Consider the following 19438-nt stretch of genomic DNA (forward strand, 5'->3'; position numbering starts at 1 on the left):
TCAGTAGACGTCGTTCGGGTCGCGGCCGTTCCGGTTTGAGCGTGACCGGCCGCGGACCTGGCAGCGCAGCGAAGCGGAGCGGTGTCCGGCGGGAGCGACGGTCGCGCCGCCGGCGGACCCGGGACGCCATGCGCTCGCTGTCGCTCTTTCTGCGGCGATCTCGGTCGGGTGGCGGAAGCCGCGGATCGCCGGAAGGGACAGCAGCGCGAGTCCGGAGACGATCTGCCAGGCGACGCCGATGGACAGGACGAGGGGGATGCTCGTCGCGGTGGCGGCGGGGCCGGCGAGGGCGAGGCCGATGGGGCCGACGGAGAACGAGCCGAAGACGACGTAGGAGTTGACGCGGGACATCGCTTCCGCGGGGACACGTCGGTGGATCGCGGTCATCCAGAGGGCGCCGAAGATGGCGCTGACGAGGCCGGCGACGAGGCCGCCGGCGCACACGACGAGCAGTGGGGCGCGGGCGGCGAGGGCCGCGGACGGCGCCGCCCAGAGGATCGTGGCGGCGGTGGCGACGAGCAGTGGTCTCGCTGGTTTCCACCCCAGGACCACGAAGCCGCCGAGGATGGCGCCCGCGCCGTACGCCGCGGCGATCGCTCCCCAGGCGCCGGCGCCGCCGTACCAGCGGTCCGCGGAGACCGGGCCGAGCACGAGGTACGGCGCCCAGAGCAGCAGGTTGAAGAGCGTGAACTGCAGCGTGATCGTCCACAGCCAGGGCAGCGACGCGAACAGGCGCCAGCCTTCGCGCATGTCACGGAGCATCGAGGTGCGGTCGGCCGGGTCCGGATCCGGGACGCGGAGCCAGAGCAGGGCCAGGATGCTGGGTACGTAGGTGAGCGCGTCGATCAGGAGCACCGTCGCCGGGTCGGTGAGGACGACCAGGACGCCGGCCAGGGCGGGGCCGGCGACGCTGGCGCTCGACTGGACCAGGCCGACGAAGGTGTTGGCCTCGTGGCGGCGGCCGGCCGGCACGAGTTGGGGGACGATGCCGTCGAAGGACGGTCGGAAGACGGCCTCGCCCAGGCCGCCGAGTGCGGCGAGGACGAGCAGCAGTCCAAGGTCGGGGGTGCCGACGAAGAAGAGTGCGGCGATCGTGGCCTGCGTGGCGGCGCGGAGGACGTCGGACCAGAGCATGACCAGGCGGCGCGGGAAGCGGTCGCCGAGCCAACCGGCAAAGGGCAGGACGGCAACCATTGGGACAATTCGGGCGGCGAGTACGTAGCTGAGGGTGGCGGGGGAGCCGCCGCTGTCGAGCACGGCGAACGCCAGGGCCACGCCGGCCATCAGTGTGCCGAGGTTCGAGGAGGCGTAGCCGACGACGAAGATGCGGAAGTCGCGTAGGCGTAGCACCGCGAAGCGTTCGGCGAGGGATGGGCGCACGGGTCCTCCTTGAGTCTCTGCGACTCAGATCCTGGAGGTGTGCGATGGAGCCTGTCAATCCTTGGTTGAGTCTTTGTGGCTCAGGGTCTGGCTGAGGGTGGTGGCGGCGTCGGCGATCGTCTCTGGCAGTTCGGCTGGTGGTGGCAGGTCGGCCAGGGCGGTGGTGGTCAGCGCGAACAGCGCTCCTGGTGGTGCGTCGGCGGCCATTCTCAGGGTTGATCTGGCGAGTTCGGCGCGGGTGAATCGTTTGGTCCAGGCGTCGTCCGCCTCTATGCGGCGGAGGAGGGTGCGGGCGGCCGTGCGGATCGCTTTGATCTTTGAGCCGTGATGGGTGTCAACGGATTGTTGACGTCTTCTGGTGGCGCGGGCTGTGTCGGTGTCGGTCCCTGTCGCGGTCAGGCGGAGGAAGCGCTGTTCGGCGGCCTGGCGGCTGGTCAGGGCCAGGGCGGTGGCGATCGTGGCCCAGCTTGCGCCGCCCGCGCGGGCTGACTCGATCAGCAGGCGTTCGGTGGTGTCGAGGCGGTCGCGGAGCGGGCCTAACAGGGTCAGGGCGGCGAGGGCCGCGTCCGGGTCGTCGGCGCGGGCCGCGGCGAGGAGCGTGCGGAGGTCGTCTTCCACTCCGTCAGCGTAGCCGGCCGTGTCAACATCTTGTTGACACTAAGTACCTTACCCGTCTTACCTGGGCCGACTTAGCGGGTAAGGCAGCGCGGATTAGGGCCGGCGCCGGGTGTGCCGGGGGTACCTGCGCGCGGATCGTCAACGTCGACATCAATCCGCATGGTGGGGGAGCCAGTGATGATCAACGACCCGTACGTGACCCTCGATCTGCACCGCGCCCGCGTCGACTCGCTGACCGGCGACGCCCGGGTCAGCCGCTTGGCCCGCGCACTGCGCAGGCACGCGTCGTCGACGGACGCGACGTCCCGGGCTCCGGCCCGATGGGCGTTGCGCCGCAGGTCGGCCTGAGCGCGCGAATTCTCGGCGGCGACATGTCGTACCCGCATGGCATCCTCGATGCCGTGACCGTTCGTGCCCGCAGCACCGCGTTCGTCGGCCGTGACGCCGAGATCGCGGTGCTGCGCGACGCGCTCAAGCGGGCCCGCACCGACGAGCCGGCCATGGTGCTGGTCGGTGGCGAGGCGGGGGTGGGCAAGACCCGACTGATCGAGGAGTTCGCCCGGCACGGGGGCGACGCGCGCTTCGTGGTCGGTCAGTGTCTGGAGCTGGGCGAGGAGGGCCTGCCCTACGCGCCGTTCTGCGCCATCCTGCGCGACCTGATTCGCGCCGAGGGCGTGGCGGTGCTCGACGGGCACGAGCCCGAGTTCGCCCGGCTCCTGCCCGAGCTGGGCCCGGTGGCGCCCGACGCCAACCGCGGGGTGCTCTTCGACCAGGTGGCCGCGCTGCTCTCCCGGCTGGCCACCGGGCGGCCGCTGGTCGTCGTCCTCGAAGACCTGCACTGGGCCGACCGGTCCACCCGCGACCTGGTCGAGTTCCTGGTCCGCGCCGCCCGCACGGCCCGGGTGCTGCTGATCTGCACTTACCGCACCGACGAGCTGCACCGCGGCCATCCGCTGCGGGGTTTCGTCGCCGAGCTCGACCGGGCCCGCGGCGTCGAGCGGCTCGACGTCGGCCGCTTCGACCGCGACGGCACCGCCGAGATCCTGGCCAGCATCTTCGGCGGCGAGCCCACCCAGCGCTCGATCGACAAGGTGCACCAGCGGGCACAGGGCAACCCGTTCTTCGTCGAGGAGCTCGCCGCCTCGGGCGACCCGGCCGCCTGCGCCGACATCCCGGAGAGCCTGCGCGACCTGCTGCTGGCCCGGGTCGACCGGCTGCCCGAGTCGGCGCAACCGGTCCTGCGCATCGCCGCCGCCGGCGGCAGCCGGATCGGCCACGACCTGCTCACCACCGTCGCCGCCCTGCCCGAGGCCGAGCTCGACGCGGCGCTGCGCGCGGCGGTGACGGCCCAGCTGCTGGTCGCCGACCCCGACGGTGGCTACGAGTTCCGGCACGCGCTGGTCCGCGAGGCCGTGCACGACGACCTGCTGCCGGGCGAGCACGCGCGGCTGCACGCCCGCTACGCGGCGGCGATCGAGGCCGACCCGACGCTGGTCGGCGCGGGCCGGGCGCCGGCGGAGGTCGCACACCACTGGTACGCGGCACACGACCACCCGCGCGCCCTGGTCACCTCGCACGCGGCGGGCGTGGCGGCGGGGGAGCGCTATGCCCATGCCGAGCAGGCGCGCCTGCTGGAGCGGGTGCTCGAGCTGTGGGAGCAGGTCCCCGACGCCGCCGACCGCCTGGGCGTCGACCACCTGACGCTGCTCGAGGAGACGATGGTCGCCACCTACACGGCGGGCGACTTCAAGCGGGCGCTGAGCCTCAACCGGGCGGCACTGAGCGCGATCGACCGCTCCGACCAGCCGTTGCGCGCCGCGCGGCTGCTCACCCGGCGCGGCAAGCTGCTGAGCGCGCTGGGCAAGAGCGACGGCTCCCCGTCGCTGCGCGAAGCGGTCGCCCTGGCCGAGGCGGCTCCCGACGACGCGGCGCGGGCGATGCTGCTGGCCGACATCGCCTACCAGATCTCCCGGGTCGACCGTGACGAAGGCGCTCGCATCGCTTCGGTGGCCCGGGCGTCGGCCGAGTCCCTCGGCCACGAGGCGGCGGTGGTCCACGCGACGCTGACACTGGGCCGCGTGTGCGCGCGGCACGTGGCGGCGCAGGAGGGCCTGACGGAGCTACGCCTGGCAGAGGCACGGGCCAAATCGGCCGGCGACCTGGAGGGCCTGGTGCACGCCCGCGTCAACATCTCCGACGCCCTGTTCGAGATCGGCGACTACGCGGGCTCCGCGGAAGCGGCGGCCCTGGGCACCAAGGACGCGGGCAAGGCAGGCGTCGACCGCTCGAGCGGCGCGTTCCTGCGGTCCAACCACGCCGAGGCGCTGGTGGCGCTGGGCCGCTGGGACGAGGCAGACGCGATCTGCGCGGAGTCGGCCCGCTTCGACCCACCGGGCCACCTGGGTCTGCACTGGCTCCAGCTACGCGCGGGCCTGCGCCTGGCGCGCGGCGACGCGTCGGCCCCTGAGCTGATCGGCCGCGCACTCGCCTTCCTGGCGCGGCCTTACGTCAGCGCGCAACACCGGATGCCGCTGCTGACACTCAAGATCGAGGCGGCGTTGTCCGCGGGCGACCCGGCCGCCGCGGCCGAAGCGGCCTCCGCCGCCCTCACGGCCGGCGCAGAGCCGACCACCGAGACCGACTGGACGGCGCCGCCGGGCGCCAGCGACCTGGTAGCGAACCCACGCTATGCCTGGCCCCTGCTCGCGGCCGCCGCCCGCGCCTCCGCCGCGGCCGACGACGCGACCCTGCGATCAATGATCCAAAGCGTCGTGCCCGGGATCGAGTGCCTCTACCCGGCAGACCGCGCATATGCGGCTCAGATAGCCGCGTCGCTCAGCGGGCGCGCGGCCCAACCCCCGGGTCCGGTCCGCGCGTCCGGCTCCGCTGGCCCCGCCGAGGCCGATCGTCTTGTCGCCGCGGCCTCGGAAAGCGCCGCGGCTGGTCGTTCGGCTTCGGGCAGGATCCCGGTGCAGGGTGGTGTGAGCGCGGCCGAGGCGCGCGAGCGGTGGGTGGTCGCGGTGGAAGCGTGGCGGGCCGATGGGCAGCGCTACGCGCTCGCCAGGGCGCTGGTGGGGCTCGCCGAGGCGGCCGCCGCGGCGGGTGACCGGGCCGCGGCCGGCGATGCGCTCGAAGAGGCCGGGGCGATCGCGGCCGATCTCGATGCCCGGCCGTTGCGCGACGAGGTGGCGCGGCTGGCCCGTCGGGTCGGGCTGCGGGGCGCGGTGGGTGCCGGTCCCGACGTGCTGACCGCACGGGAGCGCGAGGTGCTGCGGTTGGTCGCGGTCGGGCACAGCAACAGCCGGATCGGCGCGGAACTCTATCTATCGCCGAAAACGGTCAGCGTGCACGTATCACGCATTATCGCCAAGCTGGAAGTGACGAACCGGATCGAAGCGGCCGCCGTCGCGCATCGGCTGGGGTTGCTCGGCCCGGAGATGATTGCCGGCGGACAGACGACGGCATCCGGACACTAGACTGCGTCGCATGGCCAGGGCAGAAGAGAAGGTGTCGTTCGGCGGACGCCTGAAGCAGATCGGGATGGTTTTCTCGTTCACCGCCAAACAGGACAAGATGTTCGTCCCGTTGGCGGTAGGCGCGGTGCTGATCCCATTGCTGCTCGCCGCCCTCGCGGTGGTGCTCGGCTGGGGCCTGATCTTCATCCCACTCGGCATCCTGGTCGCCCTGCTCGCCCTGCTCATCGTCCTCAACCTGCGCTCCAACCGCGCGATGATGAACGCGGCCGAGGGCCAACCCGGCGCCGCCGCCTCGATCATCGAGAACATGCGCGGCGACTGGCGCGTCCGCCCGGCGGTCAGCTCCACGACCCAGATGGACATGGTCCACCTGGTCGTCGGCAAGCCCGGCGTGATCCTCCTGGCCGAAGGCAACCCGCAGCGCGTCCGCAGCATGCTGGGCCAGGAGAAGCGCCGCCTGGCCAAGGTCATCGGCAACGCGCCGCTGCACGACTACGTGATCGGCAACGGCGAGGACGAGATCCCGATCCGCAAGCTCCGGATCACCCTGACCAAGCTCCCGCGCGCCCTGAGCGGCAAGGACGTCAACTCCCTGGACAAGCGCCTCACGGCCTTGTCGGCCGCCCGCCCCCAAATCCCGAAGGGCGCGATCCCAAAGAACATGCGCCCGCCCAAGGGCGCCTTCCGCCAAACCCGCGGCCGCTAAACACCCCGAACCCGCGCCCCGCTCAAAGAGCGCGGCGCGGGTTTCGTCTACCCCCGGGCTAACGCCGCAAGAAGGGCCGTCGAGGAGCCACGCTCCGCCTACCCGGCCGGGAGACACCGTCGACTGACCGGCTCACGCCCCTCCCGGCATTCGCCGACTGGCGATCTTGGAGCCAAGCGCCGCCCGGGCAAGGTCGCCCGCCGCTGCGCCCATCAACGTCGCGGGACCGGCAGCGTCGCGACGAGCCTGCGGGACAGGCCGCCTACCGGGCCCCGCGAGCCCGACCCGGGCATTCTGATCGTCGGCCACCGACTGCACGCTCCACGACGCCCCGGCCGTAGTCGGGGTCGCCGGTGAACCCGTCCGGCATCGCCAGCTGCGGGTGATCCGGTCCAGCTGATCGTGGCTCGTCGGCTCGCGGCTTGCTCGTTGCCCACCAAGCCCAGCCGAGACGGTTCAACGCGACGCGGAGATCAGCCAAGGGACTGTGTCCCACGACCCGGCATCGATTTCGACCAAGGCCGAACTGGGTCAGGGCGGGGGAGGATGTTGTGAGTGCCGACTATAAGGGGCGCGCCCTTTGCGACCTGTCGGTACTCACAACATTCTCCCCCGACCTAGAGGGCAACCAACAGACTCAGCAAGATCCCAACAGACACGGGTGACCGGTCATGGGACGGCCCGACGCGGACCCGATGTCTGGCGGGAGCGACGGTCCGGACCCACCGCGGACCCGAGCCCGCTACCAGGTTTTGATCTCAAGAAGATGGCTACCATCACAGCGTCGGCGAGTCCGCCGGCCCGGCCGATCTGTGGGTATATATTCGTGTTTGGTCGGTTGTAGCGCCGGCTAAACGGGCATTCCTGGCGGCTCGCGGGTGACGTAACACGGCAGAAACTTTTGCGACACGCTCGGGCAACGGCTTCGCCATACCGTCGCTGCCAGCCTTGCCGAAGACAGACGGCCGAAGAGAAGCCGCTTGAGAGCGCGACGTGCCAGGAGGACGTGTTGTTCGCCAATCCCGAGGAACTCCTGCGATACCTCAAGGACGAGGACGTGAAGTTCGTCGACGTCCGGTTCTGCGACCTGCCCGGCGTGATGCAGCACTTCAACGCCCCGGTCGAGTCTATCGACGACGATATCTTCACCACCGGCCTCGCGTTCGACGGTTCGTCGATCCGTGGTTTCCAGCAGATCCACGAGTCCGACATGCTGCTGCTGCCGGACGTGGCTTCCGCGTTCATCGACCCGTTCCGGGCGCAGAAGACGCTGGCGTTGAACTTCTTCATCCACGACCCGTTCACCCGCGAGGCCTACTCGCGTGACCCGCGCAACGTGGCGAAGAAGGCCGAGGCCTACCTGGCGGCCAGCGGCATCGCCGACACCGCCTACTTCGGTCCCGAGGCCGAGTTCTACATCTTCGACTCGATCCGCCACGAGACCAGCGCGCAGCAGGCCTACTACTACATCGACTCGGTCGAGGGCTGGTGGAACACCGGTCGCGACGAGCCGGGTGGCAACCGCGGCTACAAGACCGCCTACAAGGGTGGGTACTTCCCGGTGCCGCCGGTCGACCACTACGCCGACCTGCGCGACTCGATCGTGCGCAACCTGGTCGACAGTGGCTTCACCGTGGAGCGTTCGCACCACGAGGTCGGCACCGCGGGCCAGGCCGAGATCAACTACAAGTTCTCGACGCTGCTGCACGCGGGTGACCAGCTGCAGCTGTTCAAGTACATCGTCAAGAACACCGCCTGGGCCGCCGGCAAGACCGCGACGTTCATGCCCAAGCCGCTGTTCGGTGACAACGGCTCCGGCATGCACACCCACCAGAGCCTCTGGCTCAACGGCGAGCCGCTGTTCTACGACGAGACCGGCTACGCCGGCCTGTCCGACACGGCCCGCTGGTACATCGGCGGCCTGCTGCACCACGCCCCGAGCCTGCTGGCGTTCACGAACCCGACGGTCAACTCGTACCGCCGTCTCGTGCCCGGCTTCGAGGCCCCGGTCAACCTGGTCTACTCGCAGCGCAACCGCTCCGCCTGCACCCGCATCCCGGTGACCGGCAGCAACGCGAAGGCCAAGCGCGTCGAGTTCCGCGTGCCGGACCCGTCGGCCAACGTCTACCTCGCCTTCTCGGCGATGCTGATGGCCGGCCTCGACGGCATCAAGAGCAAGATCGAGCCGCCGGAGCCGATCGACAAGGACCTCTACGACCTGCCGCCGGAGGAGTTCAGCTCCGTCAAGCAGGTGCCGGGTTCGCTGCCGGAGGTGCTCAACTCGCTCGAGGCCGACCACGACTTCCTGCTCGAGGGCGGCGTCTTCACGCCGGACCTGATCTCGACGTGGATCGACTACAAGCGCGAGAACGAGGTCGACCCGGTCCGCCTGCGCCCGACCCCGCACGAGTTCGCGATGTACTACGACGTCTGATATCTGCGGCTTCAAGCGAGCCGCCGACCGTCCTCAGGGAACGGTCGGCGGCTCGCCGCTTTTCCGCGGCCAGGGGAAGTGAGGGTCATCCCACCTCGCCGGACCAGCGGGCAACCCGAGCAGCCGGACCGCATGCGCGTCCGGCGCGCCGTGCGCGCGAAGGCGGCCCGGTGCGTGCCGCACGAGCCACGCGCCGAGGTCCTCGCGCCGCGCGTCTTCGTCGGACCAGGTCGCCCATGGGAGCTGCTCACCCCACAGCAGGTCGAACTCCCACTGTTCCACGGCCTCGGCCAGCCGCTGGTTGGCCAGGGGATGTGCCAGCCCGGCCCACACGTCGAGCCACGGGCCCAACGCGTCCAGCGCCTCGGTGCACACAGCGAGCACATCGTGGGCGGGCTGCGGCGCGTCCGGATCCGTCAGCGCGTGGACCCACCAGGCGTCGAGGAAATCCCGCACAGCGGTAGCTTCCTCGGCCGGCCACTCCTGCCAGCCGCAGCGCCCGATGGTGGGCCCGATCCCAAAATCGGAACCGTCCACATCGATCTCGCCTGCGGCCAGAGCGGCGGCGAGCTGCGGCAGGATCCGGCGGAGCACGAGGTCCGGATAGTCCCAGTCCCATGCGTGCCAGGTGCGCCTCAGGAGATCGGGATTCAGCTCGACGTCGGGCGCCTTGAGCAGCGCCAACTCCTCGGCGCCACCCCAGTGGCAGTCGCAGTTGTACTCATCGGGGTGCGCGGTGGCGCCGCGAAAAGTGCGGGCGAGTCGGGCGAGCGCACGGGTCAGGTCGCTGGTCATGAGGCGCCTTCGAGGACTCCGGCCGCGGCCGAAGGTAGCGACGTTACCCCGGGCATGATCAGATTCACCAGACCATTCTGTTGCCCGGGTCCGTCGGGGGCGCGACCGTTGCTCCCGCCGGGGAGCGCTCCGCTACGCTCCGCTGCCAGGTCCGTCGTTGGTTGCGGTCAGATCGGGGTGTGTGCATGGCAGGCGGTGCGGAACGGTGGGTGCGGCGCGCGGCCGAGGCCGGTGACAGCGACGCGATGGCCGCTGTCGGGCAGATCCTGCAGGATCGCTGGGATCTGGACGAGGCCGAGGAGTGGTACCGGCGCGCCGCCGACGCCGGGCACGTCGGTGCGATGGTCAACCTCGGGGTGCTGCTCACCATGCGGGGCGAGGTGGCGGAGGCCGAGCGTTGGTATCTCCGGTCCGCCGAGGCCGCGGACACCGACGCCATGATCAACCTTGCCGGGCTGCTGGCCGACCGCGAGGACCGGGCCGGTGCGGAGCACTGGCTGCGCCGGGCGGCGGAGGCCGGCGAGAGCGACGCCATGGTCAATCTCGGCCTGCTGGCGGGTGGCGACGAGGCCCGGCGGTGGTTCCGGCTGGCCGCCGACGCCGGCAACCCCGGCGGCATGCTCAACCTCGGCCTCCTGGCCGAGCAGCAGGGCGACGTGATCGCGGCGGAGGAGTGGTACCAGCGCGCCGCCGACGCCGGTGACCACCACGCAAGGATGAACCTCGGCAACCTGCGCGCCCGCCGCGACGACTCCTGAAAGGGTCAAAACGGCTGTCTCCGGAGGGAGACTGTGGACGCTGCTCGGGTCAACGACGGGGGAACCGCGAATGCGCATGCTGATGACCGTCCAGATGGACACCGAGGCCGCCAACCGCGCCATCCAGGACGGCAGTCTGGCGCAGTTGATGGACTCGACGGTGGAGCGGTTCAAGCCGGAGTCCATCTACTTCAGCACCTTCGCCGGCCGGCGGACCATGTACGTGGTCTTCGACCTCGATGAGCCGGCGCGCATGATCGAGATCGCCGAGCCGCTCTTCATGGGCCTGAAGGCGAAGATCGACTTCGCGCCGGCCATGTCACCGGACGACGTGCGGCAGGGAGTGAGCCGACTCCCGCGGTGACACATCTGGCCCACCGCCCTTGCAAGGTCTAGCCTGCGACGATGGCGGACGAGTTCGCGCGGGCCCTGCGGCTGATGCGTCGCCGCGACCCGCAGCTGGCCGAGGACGGCTTCCAACGGCTACGCGCCACGGCCGGCGAGCACGTCGACCGGCTCATCGACGAGTTCCGCAACGAACCCGACCACGGCATCCGCTGCTGGTTGCTGGAGCTGATCGCGGAAGCGCGCTCACCGCGGGCCCACGACCTGCTGGTCGGTCAACTCCGCGGCGGCGACGAGTCGTTGCGCTCCTGGGCGGAGCACGGCCTGCGCCTGCTCGACACCAAAGAGGCCCGGACCGCGCTCTGGGAGCACGCGAGCGAACCGAGCTGACTGGAGCGGTCGGCAAGTCGAGCCGCTCGGTGGCCGACGCGGGTGGCGTCGCTGGATCACCATGGGCCCGTGGTTCGACGAAGGCTGATGTGGGTGGTCGCCGCCGGTGGGTTCGCCGTCGTGGTGGTCTATCTCGTCCAGGACCTGCGCGGCGGTGGTGACGCCCGGGTCGGTGCGGTGGGCGGGCTGCTGGCCCTTGCCGGCCTGATCGCCGCGTTGGCCTGGCCGGACCGGCGGCCGGCCGTCGACAAGCAACGGCTGGCGGCTGCCCGAGCCGGTGACGTCGGCGCCATGTACGACGTCGGGCGCCAGCTCGCGCACGACGACGCCGATCCGGCGGCCGCGGCGGAGTGGCTGAGGCGGGCCGGGCAGGCCGGGCACGATCGCGCGATGGTGCGGCTCGGCCGGCTCCTCGACGGGCGCGGCGAGCGGGACGAGGCCGAGCTCTGGTTCCGCCGGGCCGCCGGCCTCGGCAACAGGGTGGCGATGCGCCGGCTCGGCGTGCTCCTGGAGGAGAGCGGCGACGACGCGGGAGCCGAGCGGTGGTTACAGGAAGCGGCCGAACACGACGACGTGGCCGCCATGTTCTACCTCGGCATGCTCCGCGAGAAGCAGGGCGACCTCGGCGAGGCCGAGCGATGGCACCGGCGAGCCGCGGAGGCCGGCGACGAGGACTCGATGGCGGCGCTCGGGCTCCTGCACGAGAAGCGTGGGGAGCTGGCCGAGGCCGAGCGGTGGTACCGGCGCGGCGTCGAACAGGACGACGCGCAGTCCATGCGCTTCCTCGGCTGGCTCTACGCCGACCAGGGCCGGACCGACGAGGCACTGCACTGGTACGAGCGGGCCGCGCGGGCCGGCGACGAGGGCGCGATGCACCTGCTCAGCCTCGCCTTGGCGGACTCCGACCGCCGTCGGTCCGAACACTGGCTGTGCCGGGCCGCGGAGGCCGGCGACGTCGATGCCATGGTCGACCTCGGGAACCTCCTGGACGGCCGCGGGGAGCCGGCCGACGCGGAACGGTGGTTCCGGGCCGCCGCCGAGGCGGGCGACGACGTCGGGACGTACAACCTCGGCATCGCGCTCGAAATCCGTGACGAGCTGGCGGAGGCGGAGCAGTGGTTCCGGCGCGGTGCCGAGGCGGGCGACGCCGACGCGATGTTCAAGGTCGGCGCGCTGCTGGAACGCGATCCGGCCGAGGCCGAGCAGTGGTTCCGGCGGGCCGCTGCCGCGGGCAACGCCATGGCCATGTTCAACCTCGGTGCCAGCGCCGAGGAACGGGACGACCTGGGCGAGGCCGAGCGCTGGTACCGGCAGGCGGCCGACGCCGGCGACCCGGACGCCATGTTCGAGGTCGGCCTGATCGTCCGCGGCCGCGGCGAGCCCGCCGACGGGTGGTTCCGTGCCGCCCTGGACGGTGGCAGCACGGCGGCGGCGGTCAGCCTCGGCGTGGTCGCCTACAAGCGTGGCGAGCACGCCGAGGCCGAGCGGCTGTTCCGGCTCGCGGCTGACGGCGGCAACCCCCAAGGCGTGTCGAACCTCGCCGGCCTGCTCTACAACGACGACCGGGACGCCGAGGCCGAGCCCTGGTTCCGGAAGGCGGCGGAGGACGGCAACGCCGAGGCGATGGAGCACCTCGCCGAGATCTGCCGGGCGCGAGGCGCCGCCAGGAAGGGCGAGCGCTGGTCACGCCGGGCCGCCGAGGCCGGGCACCCCGCGGCGATGACCACGCTCGGCAACCTGGCCTCGCAGCGCGGCGACGAGGCGGAGGCCACGCGGTGGTACCGGCTGGCCGCCGACGCGATGTACAACCTGGGCCTCGCGCACGCCGAGAAGGGCGAGCGGGCCGAGGCGGAGCCGTGGTTCCGGCTTGCCGTCGACGCCGGCCACGTGTCCGCGACGTGCGACCTGGCCATCCTGCTCCACCTCCGTGGGGACGACGCCGAGGCCCGGAGGCTGTTCCTGAGCGCGGCCGAGAATGGTCACGCCCAGGCCATGAACAACATTGGCACGTACTACGAGGATGACGGCGACGTCGCCGAGGCGCTGCTCTGGTACGAGCGCGCCGCCACCGCCGGCCAGACCATGGCCATCTACAACCTTGGCTTGTTGCAGGAGAAGGCCGGCGACCTGGCGGCTGCCGAGCGGCGGTACCGGGAAGCGGCCGACGCCGGTGACCCGCTCGCGATGAACGGCCTCGGCATCCTGGCCGCCGGGCGCGGCGACCAGTCCGAGGCGAAGCGCTGGCACCGGCTGGCCCAGCGCAAGGCCACCGCCGATCACCTGTACACGCTCGGCCTGGACGCCGAGGAGCGTGGCGACCCGGCCGGGGCGCGGCAGTGGTTCCAGAGCGCGGCGGACCGGGGGCACGAGCCGGCTCGAGCCAAGCTCTCCTAGTCGAACAACGACGAGATCAGGCGGCAGGCGTACGCGCGGCCAGGGCCTGCTGGTAGAGGCGACCCGCCCGGTAGCTGGAGCGCACCAGGGGGCCGCTCATCACGCCCGCGAAGCCGATCTGCTCGGCCTCCTGGGCCAGCTCGACGAACTCCTCCGGCTTGACCCAGCGCTCGACCGGGTGGTGCCGCGTCGACGGGCGCAGGTACTGCGTGATCGTCACCAGCTCGCAACCCGCCTCGAAAAGGTCGCGCAGCGCCTGGGAGATCTCCGACCGCTCCTCGCCCATGCCCAGGATCAGGTTGGACTTCGTCACCAGGCCGAAGGCGCGCGCCTGGGTCAGCACGTCGAGCGACCGCTCGTACCGGAAACCGGGCCGGATCCGCTTGAAGATCCGCGGGACCGTCTCCAGGTTGTGCGCCAGCACCTCGGGCCGCGACTCGAAGACCTCGCGCAGCAGCGCGGGCGTGCCGTTGAAGTCCGGGATCAGCAGCTCGACGCCGCAGCCCTCCTGGAGGGCGTGGATCTGGCGGACCGTCTCCGCGTAGAGCCAGGCGCCGCCGTCCGGAAGGTCGTCGCGGGCGACGCCCGTGACCGTCGCGTAGCGCAGGCCCATCGTGGCGACCGACTCGGCGACGCGGCGCGGCTCGTCGGCGTCGAACTCGGCCGGCTTGCCCGTGTCGATCTGGCAGAAGTCGCAGCGCCGGGTGCACTGGTCGCCGCCGATCAGGAAGGTGGCCTCGCGGTCTTCCCAACATTCGTAGATGTTGGGACAGCCGGCCTCCTGGCAGACGGTGTGCAAGCCTTCGCGCTGCACCAGACCGTGTAGCGAGGTGAACTCGGGACCCATCTTGGCCCGCACCTTGATCCACGGCGGCTTGCGCTCGATCGGCGTCTCGGCGTTCCGCGCCTCGATGCGCAGGAGCCGGCGGCCTTCTGGAGCGATCGTCACGAATCCGAGCGTATCCCGGTGTTCATCCTTCCTACATACGGGGCGACACGGTTCACATGTGTCCCGCGGCTGTGAGGCCGGTCATATCGCTTGCGTCGCGCGGTAACCTCGACGCCAACGGTGACGACGGAACCGAGTAGCGATCGACCACGCCGGCCGAGAGAGCCACCAGTTGCTGTGACGGTGGCCCGGCGCCGATCGCGAAGACACTCCCGAGCCGAGCTCGACAAATGAGGCCTCATCCGGGCAAAACGGGCGAGGTGAAGGTGTGGTGGCACCGCGAGGATCCCGCTCGCCCACACCTCCCGGGGATCGCGTTGCGACGAACGAGGAGGCCACCACCCATGCAACGCATCCTGTCCAGCGAGCTGCCCGCCCACCCCTGCAGCACCGTGACGGTCGCGGGCTGGGTCCATCGCCGCCGGGTGCTCAAGGCGGTCGCGTTCCTGATCCTGCGTGACCGGGCCGGCCTGGTCCAGATCGTCGTCACCGACCCCGACCTGCGCCAGCAGCTCGAGCAGCTGACCGAGGAGACGGTCGTCGAGGTCACCGGCCGGGTGACCATCAACAGCGCCGCGCCGTTGGGCGTGGAGATCACCGATCCGTCGGTACGCGCGCTGAGCGCCGCCGCCGCCCCGCCACCCTTCGACCTCTACCGGCCGCTGCTCACGGCCAACCTGCCCACCCAGCTCGACCACGCGTCGGTGGCCCTGCGGCACGCGACCCGGCGCCGGGCGGTCACGGCCGCGGCGGCCGCCGCACAGGGGTTCCGCGCCACCCTCGACGCGCGCGGCTTCACCGAGATCTTCACGCCCAAGATCGTCGCCTCGGCCACCGAGAGCGGCGCCAACGTCTTCGGCATCGACTACTTCGGCAGCCCTGCCTACCTGGCCCAGAGCCCGCAGTTCTACAAGCAGCTCATGGTCGGGGTCTTCGAGCAGGTCTACGAGGTCGGCCCGGTCTTCCGCGCCGAGCCGCACGACACCGCCCGGCACCTGGCCCAGTACACGTCCCTCGACGTCGAGCTGGGCTTCATCGACGACCACCGCGACGTGATGGCGGTGCTGCGGGACGTCGTGGCCGGCATGACCGACGCGGTCGCCGACCGGCTGACGGGCGTCAAGGTGCCGGAGGTGCCCGCGGAGATCCCGGCGGTCCACTTCACCACCGCGCTGGAGATCGCCGGCGCGCCGGACGACGAGCCCGACCTGGCCCCCGCGCACGAGCGGGCGTTGGGCGAGTGGGCGGTGCGTGAGCACGGGTCGGACTTCGTCTTCGTGACCGGCTACCCGATGCGCAAGAGACCCTTCTACACGCATCCCGAGCCGGGCCGCCCGACCCACTCGAACTCGTTCGACCTGCTGTTCCGCGGCCTGGAGATGGTCACCGGCGGGCAGCGGCTGCACGAGTACGCCGACTACGTGGCCGCGTTGAACGGCGACCTGACCGGCGTCGAGACCTACGTCGAGGCGTTCCGGCACGGCATGCCGCCGCACGGCGGCTTCGCCATCGGCCTGGAGCGCTTCGTGGCCCGCCTGCTCGGCGCCACCAACGTGCGTGAGGTCGCCGTGTTCCCACGGGACCTGCACCGCCTGACCCCGTAGAACGGAGTCAGGCCAGGAGGGTCGGCAGGCGCCGCTCGACGATCGGCAACACGTCGTCGACGGTGACCTGCCGGCCCAGTTCCGCCGTCAGCGAGGTGGTCGTCGCGTCGCGGATGCCGCAGGCCACGATGTGGTCGTAGGCGGCCAGGTCGCAGTCGGCGTTGATCGAGAACCCGTGCTGGGTGACGCCCCGGGACACCCGGATGCCGATCGCGGCGACCTTGCGGGCCGGCCCGCGGTCGTCCTCGGGCACCCAGACGCCGCTGCGCCCTTCGATGCGGTCGGTGGCCAGGCCCAGCTCGGCGCAGGTGTCGATGAGCAGCTGCTCGGTGCGGCGCACGTAGGCGACCACGTCGATCGGGGCCGGCAGGCGCAGGATCGGGTAACCGACGAGCTGACCCGGACCGTGCCAGGTGATCTTGCCACCGCGGTCGACGTCGATCACCGGGCTGCCGTCGGTCGGGCGGTCCCAGGGTTCGGTGCGCTTGCCGGCGGTGTAGACGAACGGGTGGTCCAGGAGCAGCACGGTGTCGGGGGTGACGCCGTTGGCCACCTCCTCGTGGAGGCGGCGCTGCTCGTCCCAGGCCGCCAGGTAGTCGACGGTGCCGAGGCGGCGGGCGTGGAGCTTGGGAAGCACGCTGGTCACACCCGAACTGTAGCCCTCGGACCCGGTGCCGACCTTCATGCTCGGGCCTCAGGTGACCCGCCACACCCAGACGTCGTCGATCCGCTCACCCGGGCCGAGCAGTTGCCTGGTCGCCGTCAGCAGCGCGTCGTGCTGCACCGGCCACTTGGCGCCGTGGATCCGGTCGGCCAGCACCACCGCGTCGACCCGCCAGTAGGCGAGGTCGGCCCGGGCCGCCGCCTGCTCGTCCGGCCCGATCGGCGGGATCACGCCGGTCCGCGCCACCTCGTAGAGCGTCCCGTCCATGTAGCGGGGCACCGGCCCGATCCGGCCGCGCCCGTCCGGCCCGCCGGGGCCGAGATAGAAGCCCGACACCAGGTGGAACTCGCCCTGCCCGTGGGTCCAGGCGTAAGCCTGCCAACGCTGACCGTCGGGCACGGTGTCGAGGGTGAACGGCACCGTCGCCACCACCCCGCCCGCGGGCACCACCGAGGTCCACGCGCCCGAGGTGATGAAGACCGGGATCGGCTCCCGGGCCACTGTCAGCAGGTTGACCGGCAGCAGCGGCACCAGTGCGACCGCGAACGCCGCCGGCCACACCCGACCCCGCGGCCGGGCGTCGACCAGCAGCGCCAGCAGGATCCCGACGATCGGGGTGACCACCAGGGCCAGCCGTTGCGGCAACGCCGCGTTGAACACCGGCAACGGGTTCAGCAGAGCGTACGGCAGCGGAATGTCGGTGTAGTTCTTGAAGATCTTGACCGCCGGTCCCCAGGACAGCACCGCGAACACCAGCGCGGTCACCCCGAGCGCCCGCAGCGTGGCCCGCCGGCCGGGCGCCGCGAGCCGCCACAGATACCAGAACGCCGCGATCGTCAGCAGCACCAGCGGCAGGCCGAAGAACGAGTTCTCCTCGGTCTCGTTGGGCGCCAGCCGGGTGTCGAGGCCGGCGATGCCGGCCAGCGAGCGCTGCGGGAACGCGAAGTAACCCGCGACGTCCTCGCTGTGCACCCGCGCGTCGAAGCCCGTGCCGTGGAACCGCTGCGGACCCAGGAAATGCATCCAGATGGGGTACGCGAGCAGCGCGAACGCGACGACCGCCGTGACACCGAGGCCGCGCAGCACGCCGGGCAGGGCCGCCCGGGCCTCCGCCCTGGTCGCGCGGGACAGCGACCACGTGCCGAGGAAGACCGCGCAGGCCAGGGCGATGAAGAACAGGCCCTCGGCGGCGATCGAGAAGGCGACCGCGACCAGCACGCCGAGCAGCAACCCGTCGCGCAGCCAGCGCCCGTCGCGCAGGCGCAGCACCCGCCAGACCACGATCGGCACGAGCCAGCCCGCGGTCCAGTTCAGGTGCGCGTTGGCGTGCGAGACCATGCTCGGCGCGAACGCGACGAACAGCGCGCCCGTGGCCGCGGCCAGCGGCGAGCGCACCAGGTGCCGGGAGAGCAGCCAGAACCAGGCGTACGCGGTGGCGACCAGGTTGAGCGTCAGGATCACGAGGAACGTGACCGGGGCGCCGACCAGGAAGGTGAGCGGCGCGAACAGCACCGCGTACACGGTGATCGAGGTGTTGACGGCGAGGTTCGCACCGTCCGGGAAGCCGATCAGGTGGGTGAAGAACGGGTTCTCCCCGTGGGTGATCGCCCGCGCGCCGTAGGAGAGCAACCACTCGAACAGGGCCTGGTCGCTGGAGTTGACCTTGATCGCCCGCCCGTTCGGGTCGATCCACAGCCCGCTGGTCACCCAGACCGCGACCACCAGCGCGATGCCCGTGACCAGCAGATCCGCCCGCCAGCGACGGGCGCGCGGTGGCGCCGCGGGCGCGACGTCGACGGAGGCGGGGGACGCGATGGACACGGGCGGAGGCTACCAATGGGGACGACACGCCCAGAAAGCGCCCGCTGGTTGAAGTCTTATTGAAAATGACATCCAATACCAAGCATGAAAATCGCCTTCGTCGGAAAGGGCGGCAGCGGCAAGACGACACTCGCCGCGCTGCTCGCCCGCCACCTGGCCGCCGCGCCGGACCGCCCGCCGCTGCTCGCCATCGACGCGGACATCAACCAGCACCTCGCCGCGGCGCTCGACGCGGACGTCGCGCTCCCGGCCCTCGGCGACCACCTCACCGAGATCAAGGAGTACCTGCGCGGCGACAACCCGCGGATCTCGTCCGCCGCGGCGATGGTCAAGACCACCCCGCCGGGTCGCGGCTCGCGGCTGCTGACGATCGCCGGGACCAATCCGGTGTACGAGGCGACCGTGCGCACCGTCGGCGGCGTCCGGCTGGCCGTGACCGGCCCGTTCGCCGAGCGGGACCTGGGCGTCGCCTGCTACCACAGCAAGGTCGGCGCGGTGGAGTTGCTGCTCAACCACCTGGTCGACGGCCCGGGGGAGTACGCGCTCGTCGACATGACCGCGGGCGCCGACTCGTTCGCCTCCGGCCTGTTCACCCGCTTCGACGCGACGTTCCTGGTCTGCGAGCCGACCCTGCGCAGCGTCGGCGTCTACCGGCAGTACCTGGGCTACGCGGCCGACCACGGCGTCCGGGTGCACGTGGTCGGCAACAAGGTCTGCGACGAGACCGACGTGGAGTTCCTCCGCGCGCACGTCGGCGCCGACCTGCTGACCTGGATCGGCCGGTCCGACTGGGTGCGGGCCGCCGAGCGTGGCCGGACGCTCCCGCTGGACGCCCTCGAGCCCGCCAACCGGGCGGCCCTCGACCGGATTCGGGCCGCCGCCGACGCGGCGGAGAAGGACTGGCCGAGGTACGCGCGCCAGGCCGCCGAGTTCCACCGCCGCAACGCCGCCGCCTGGGCCGACGCCCGCACCGGCGAGAACCTCGCCGACCAGATCGACCCGGACTTCGTCCTGGGTGCCCAACAGCGAAAGGAACGGTCCGTTGTTAACGCAATGCGTTAACAACGGACCGTTCCTTTCGCTCGTCCAGCTCGTCCACTGAGG

At 71.5% G+C, this 19438-nt stretch carries 16 protein-coding genes; 10 read left to right on the forward strand and 6 right to left on the reverse strand.

The genetic code is table 11. The features are described from left to right. Both Air01nite_RS05525 and Air01nite_RS05530 read right to left on the reverse strand, forming a co-directional pair. Entirely contained in the window at positions 1 to 1380 is a 1380-nt protein-coding gene (locus tag Air01nite_RS05525) for an MFS transporter (protein WP_203700714.1), read from the reverse strand. Between the two features lie 54 nt (positions 1381 to 1434). After that, on the reverse strand, positions 1435 to 1998 hold the full coding sequence (locus tag Air01nite_RS05530; RefSeq protein WP_203700715.1) for a hypothetical protein: 564 nt from the start codon (positions 1996 to 1998) through the stop codon (positions 1435 to 1437). 177 nt (positions 1999 to 2175) lie between these two features. Here Air01nite_RS05530 and Air01nite_RS05535 point away from each other — a divergent pair, with 177 nt between their 5' ends. The 4 genes from Air01nite_RS05535 (at position 2176) to glnA (ending at position 8614) form a co-directional block, all read left to right on the forward strand. After that, a complete protein-coding gene (locus Air01nite_RS05535) occupies positions 2176 to 2346 on the forward strand; it encodes a hypothetical protein (protein WP_203700716.1) in 171 nt (56 codons plus the stop codon). A 53-nt stretch (positions 2347 to 2399) separates the two neighbouring features. Continuing rightward, positions 2400 to 5474, forward strand: a complete 3075-nt coding sequence (locus tag Air01nite_RS05540; protein ID WP_239090511.1) for a helix-turn-helix transcriptional regulator — start codon at positions 2400 to 2402, stop codon at positions 5472 to 5474. A gap of 10 nt (positions 5475 to 5484) precedes the next feature. Next, positions 5485 to 6180, forward strand: a complete 696-nt coding sequence (locus Air01nite_RS05545) for a DUF4191 domain-containing protein (RefSeq protein ID WP_203700717.1) — start codon at positions 5485 to 5487, stop codon at positions 6178 to 6180. 1009 nt (positions 6181 to 7189) lie between these two features. Beyond that, the gene (gene glnA, locus Air01nite_RS05550) at positions 7190 to 8614 is read left to right on the forward strand and encodes a type I glutamate--ammonia ligase (RefSeq protein WP_203700718.1); all 1425 of its coding nucleotides are present in this window, start codon (positions 7190 to 7192) and stop codon (positions 8612 to 8614) included. 33 nt (positions 8615 to 8647) lie between these two features. Here glnA and Air01nite_RS05555 read toward each other — a convergent pair whose 3' ends face one another. Then, positions 8648 to 9409: a hypothetical protein gene (locus Air01nite_RS05555; RefSeq protein WP_203700719.1), complete on the reverse strand. Its 762-nt coding sequence runs from the start codon at positions 9407 to 9409 to the stop codon at positions 8648 to 8650. 185 nt (positions 9410 to 9594) lie between these two features. Between Air01nite_RS05555 and Air01nite_RS05560 the strand changes: the two genes are divergently transcribed. The 4 genes from Air01nite_RS05560 to Air01nite_RS05575 all read left to right on the forward strand — a co-directional run bounded on the left by Air01nite_RS05560 (position 9595) and on the right by Air01nite_RS05575 (position 13296). After that, positions 9595 to 10167 carry a tetratricopeptide repeat protein gene (locus Air01nite_RS05560; protein ID WP_203700720.1) on the forward strand — a complete coding sequence of 191 codons (573 nt, stop codon included), beginning with the start codon at positions 9595 to 9597 and terminating at the stop codon, positions 10165 to 10167. Between the two features lie 70 nt (positions 10168 to 10237). Beyond that, positions 10238 to 10531, forward strand: coding sequence for a hypothetical protein (locus Air01nite_RS05565; RefSeq protein WP_203700721.1), 294 nt, complete (start codon positions 10238 to 10240; stop codon positions 10529 to 10531). Between the two features lie 41 nt (positions 10532 to 10572). Next, positions 10573 to 10902 (forward strand): HEAT repeat domain-containing protein, encoded by a 330-nt coding sequence (locus tag Air01nite_RS05570; protein WP_203700722.1) that lies wholly within the window; start codon positions 10573 to 10575, stop codon positions 10900 to 10902. A gap of 69 nt (positions 10903 to 10971) precedes the next feature. Next, positions 10972 to 13296, forward strand: coding sequence for a tetratricopeptide repeat protein (locus tag Air01nite_RS05575; protein WP_203700723.1), 2325 nt, complete (start codon positions 10972 to 10974; stop codon positions 13294 to 13296). A 16-nt stretch (positions 13297 to 13312) separates the two neighbouring features. Here the strand turns inward: Air01nite_RS05575 and lipA are convergent, their stop codons facing one another. Then, positions 13313 to 14245 (reverse strand): lipoyl synthase, encoded by a 933-nt coding sequence (gene lipA / locus Air01nite_RS05580; RefSeq protein ID WP_203700724.1) that lies wholly within the window; start codon positions 14243 to 14245, stop codon positions 13313 to 13315. A 344-nt stretch (positions 14246 to 14589) separates the two neighbouring features. Between lipA and aspS the strand changes: the two genes are divergently transcribed. Beyond that, complete coding sequence (gene aspS, locus Air01nite_RS05585) at positions 14590 to 15849, forward strand: aspartate--tRNA(Asn) ligase (RefSeq protein ID WP_203700725.1); 1260 nt, start codon at positions 14590 to 14592, stop codon at positions 15847 to 15849. A 7-nt stretch (positions 15850 to 15856) separates the two neighbouring features. On the opposite strand, the gene lipB is transcribed toward aspS, so the two are convergent. Then, positions 15857 to 16495, reverse strand: coding sequence for a lipoyl(octanoyl) transferase LipB (gene lipB / locus Air01nite_RS05590; protein ID WP_373310326.1), 639 nt, complete (start codon positions 16493 to 16495; stop codon positions 15857 to 15859). A gap of 48 nt (positions 16496 to 16543) precedes the next feature. Then, positions 16544 to 18328, reverse strand: coding sequence for a DUF6311 domain-containing protein (locus Air01nite_RS05595; protein ID WP_203700904.1), 1785 nt, complete (start codon positions 18326 to 18328; stop codon positions 16544 to 16546). Between the two features lie 90 nt (positions 18329 to 18418). Between Air01nite_RS05595 and Air01nite_RS05600 the strand changes: the two genes are divergently transcribed. Next, positions 18419 to 19396, forward strand: coding sequence for an ATP-binding protein (locus tag Air01nite_RS05600; RefSeq protein ID WP_203700727.1), 978 nt, complete (start codon positions 18419 to 18421; stop codon positions 19394 to 19396). The last annotated feature ends 42 nt before the right edge of the window (positions 19397 to 19438 follow it).

Origin of the sequence: Asanoa iriomotensis (assembly GCF_016862515.1) — a bacterium.
Classification (GTDB): Bacteria; Actinomycetota; Actinomycetes; order Mycobacteriales; family Micromonosporaceae; genus Asanoa; species Asanoa iriomotensis.

What these genes read in the sequence shown, in the direction of transcription:
- Air01nite_RS05535 (WP_203700716.1), top strand. Translation starts at nt 2,176, where the DNA reads ATGATCAACGACCCGTACGTGACCCTCGATCTGCACCGCGCCCGCGTC.
- Air01nite_RS05545 (WP_203700717.1), top strand. Translation starts at nt 5,485, where the DNA reads ATGGCCAGGGCAGAAGAGAAGGTGTCGTTCGGCGGACGCCTGAAGCAG.
- Air01nite_RS05555 (WP_203700719.1), bottom strand. Translation starts at nt 9,409, where the DNA reads ATGACCAGCGACCTGACCCGTGCGCTCGCCCGACTCGCCCGCACTTTT.
- Air01nite_RS05560 (WP_203700720.1), top strand. Translation starts at nt 9,595, where the DNA reads ATGGCAGGCGGTGCGGAACGGTGGGTGCGGCGCGCGGCCGAGGCCGGT.
- Air01nite_RS05565 (WP_203700721.1), top strand. Translation starts at nt 10,238, where the DNA reads ATGCGCATGCTGATGACCGTCCAGATGGACACCGAGGCCGCCAACCGC.
- Air01nite_RS05570 (WP_203700722.1), top strand. Translation starts at nt 10,573, where the DNA reads ATGGCGGACGAGTTCGCGCGGGCCCTGCGGCTGATGCGTCGCCGCGAC.
- aspS (WP_203700725.1), top strand. Translation starts at nt 14,590, where the DNA reads ATGCAACGCATCCTGTCCAGCGAGCTGCCCGCCCACCCCTGCAGCACC.
- Air01nite_RS05600 (WP_203700727.1), top strand. Translation starts at nt 18,419, where the DNA reads ATGAAAATCGCCTTCGTCGGAAAGGGCGGCAGCGGCAAGACGACACTC.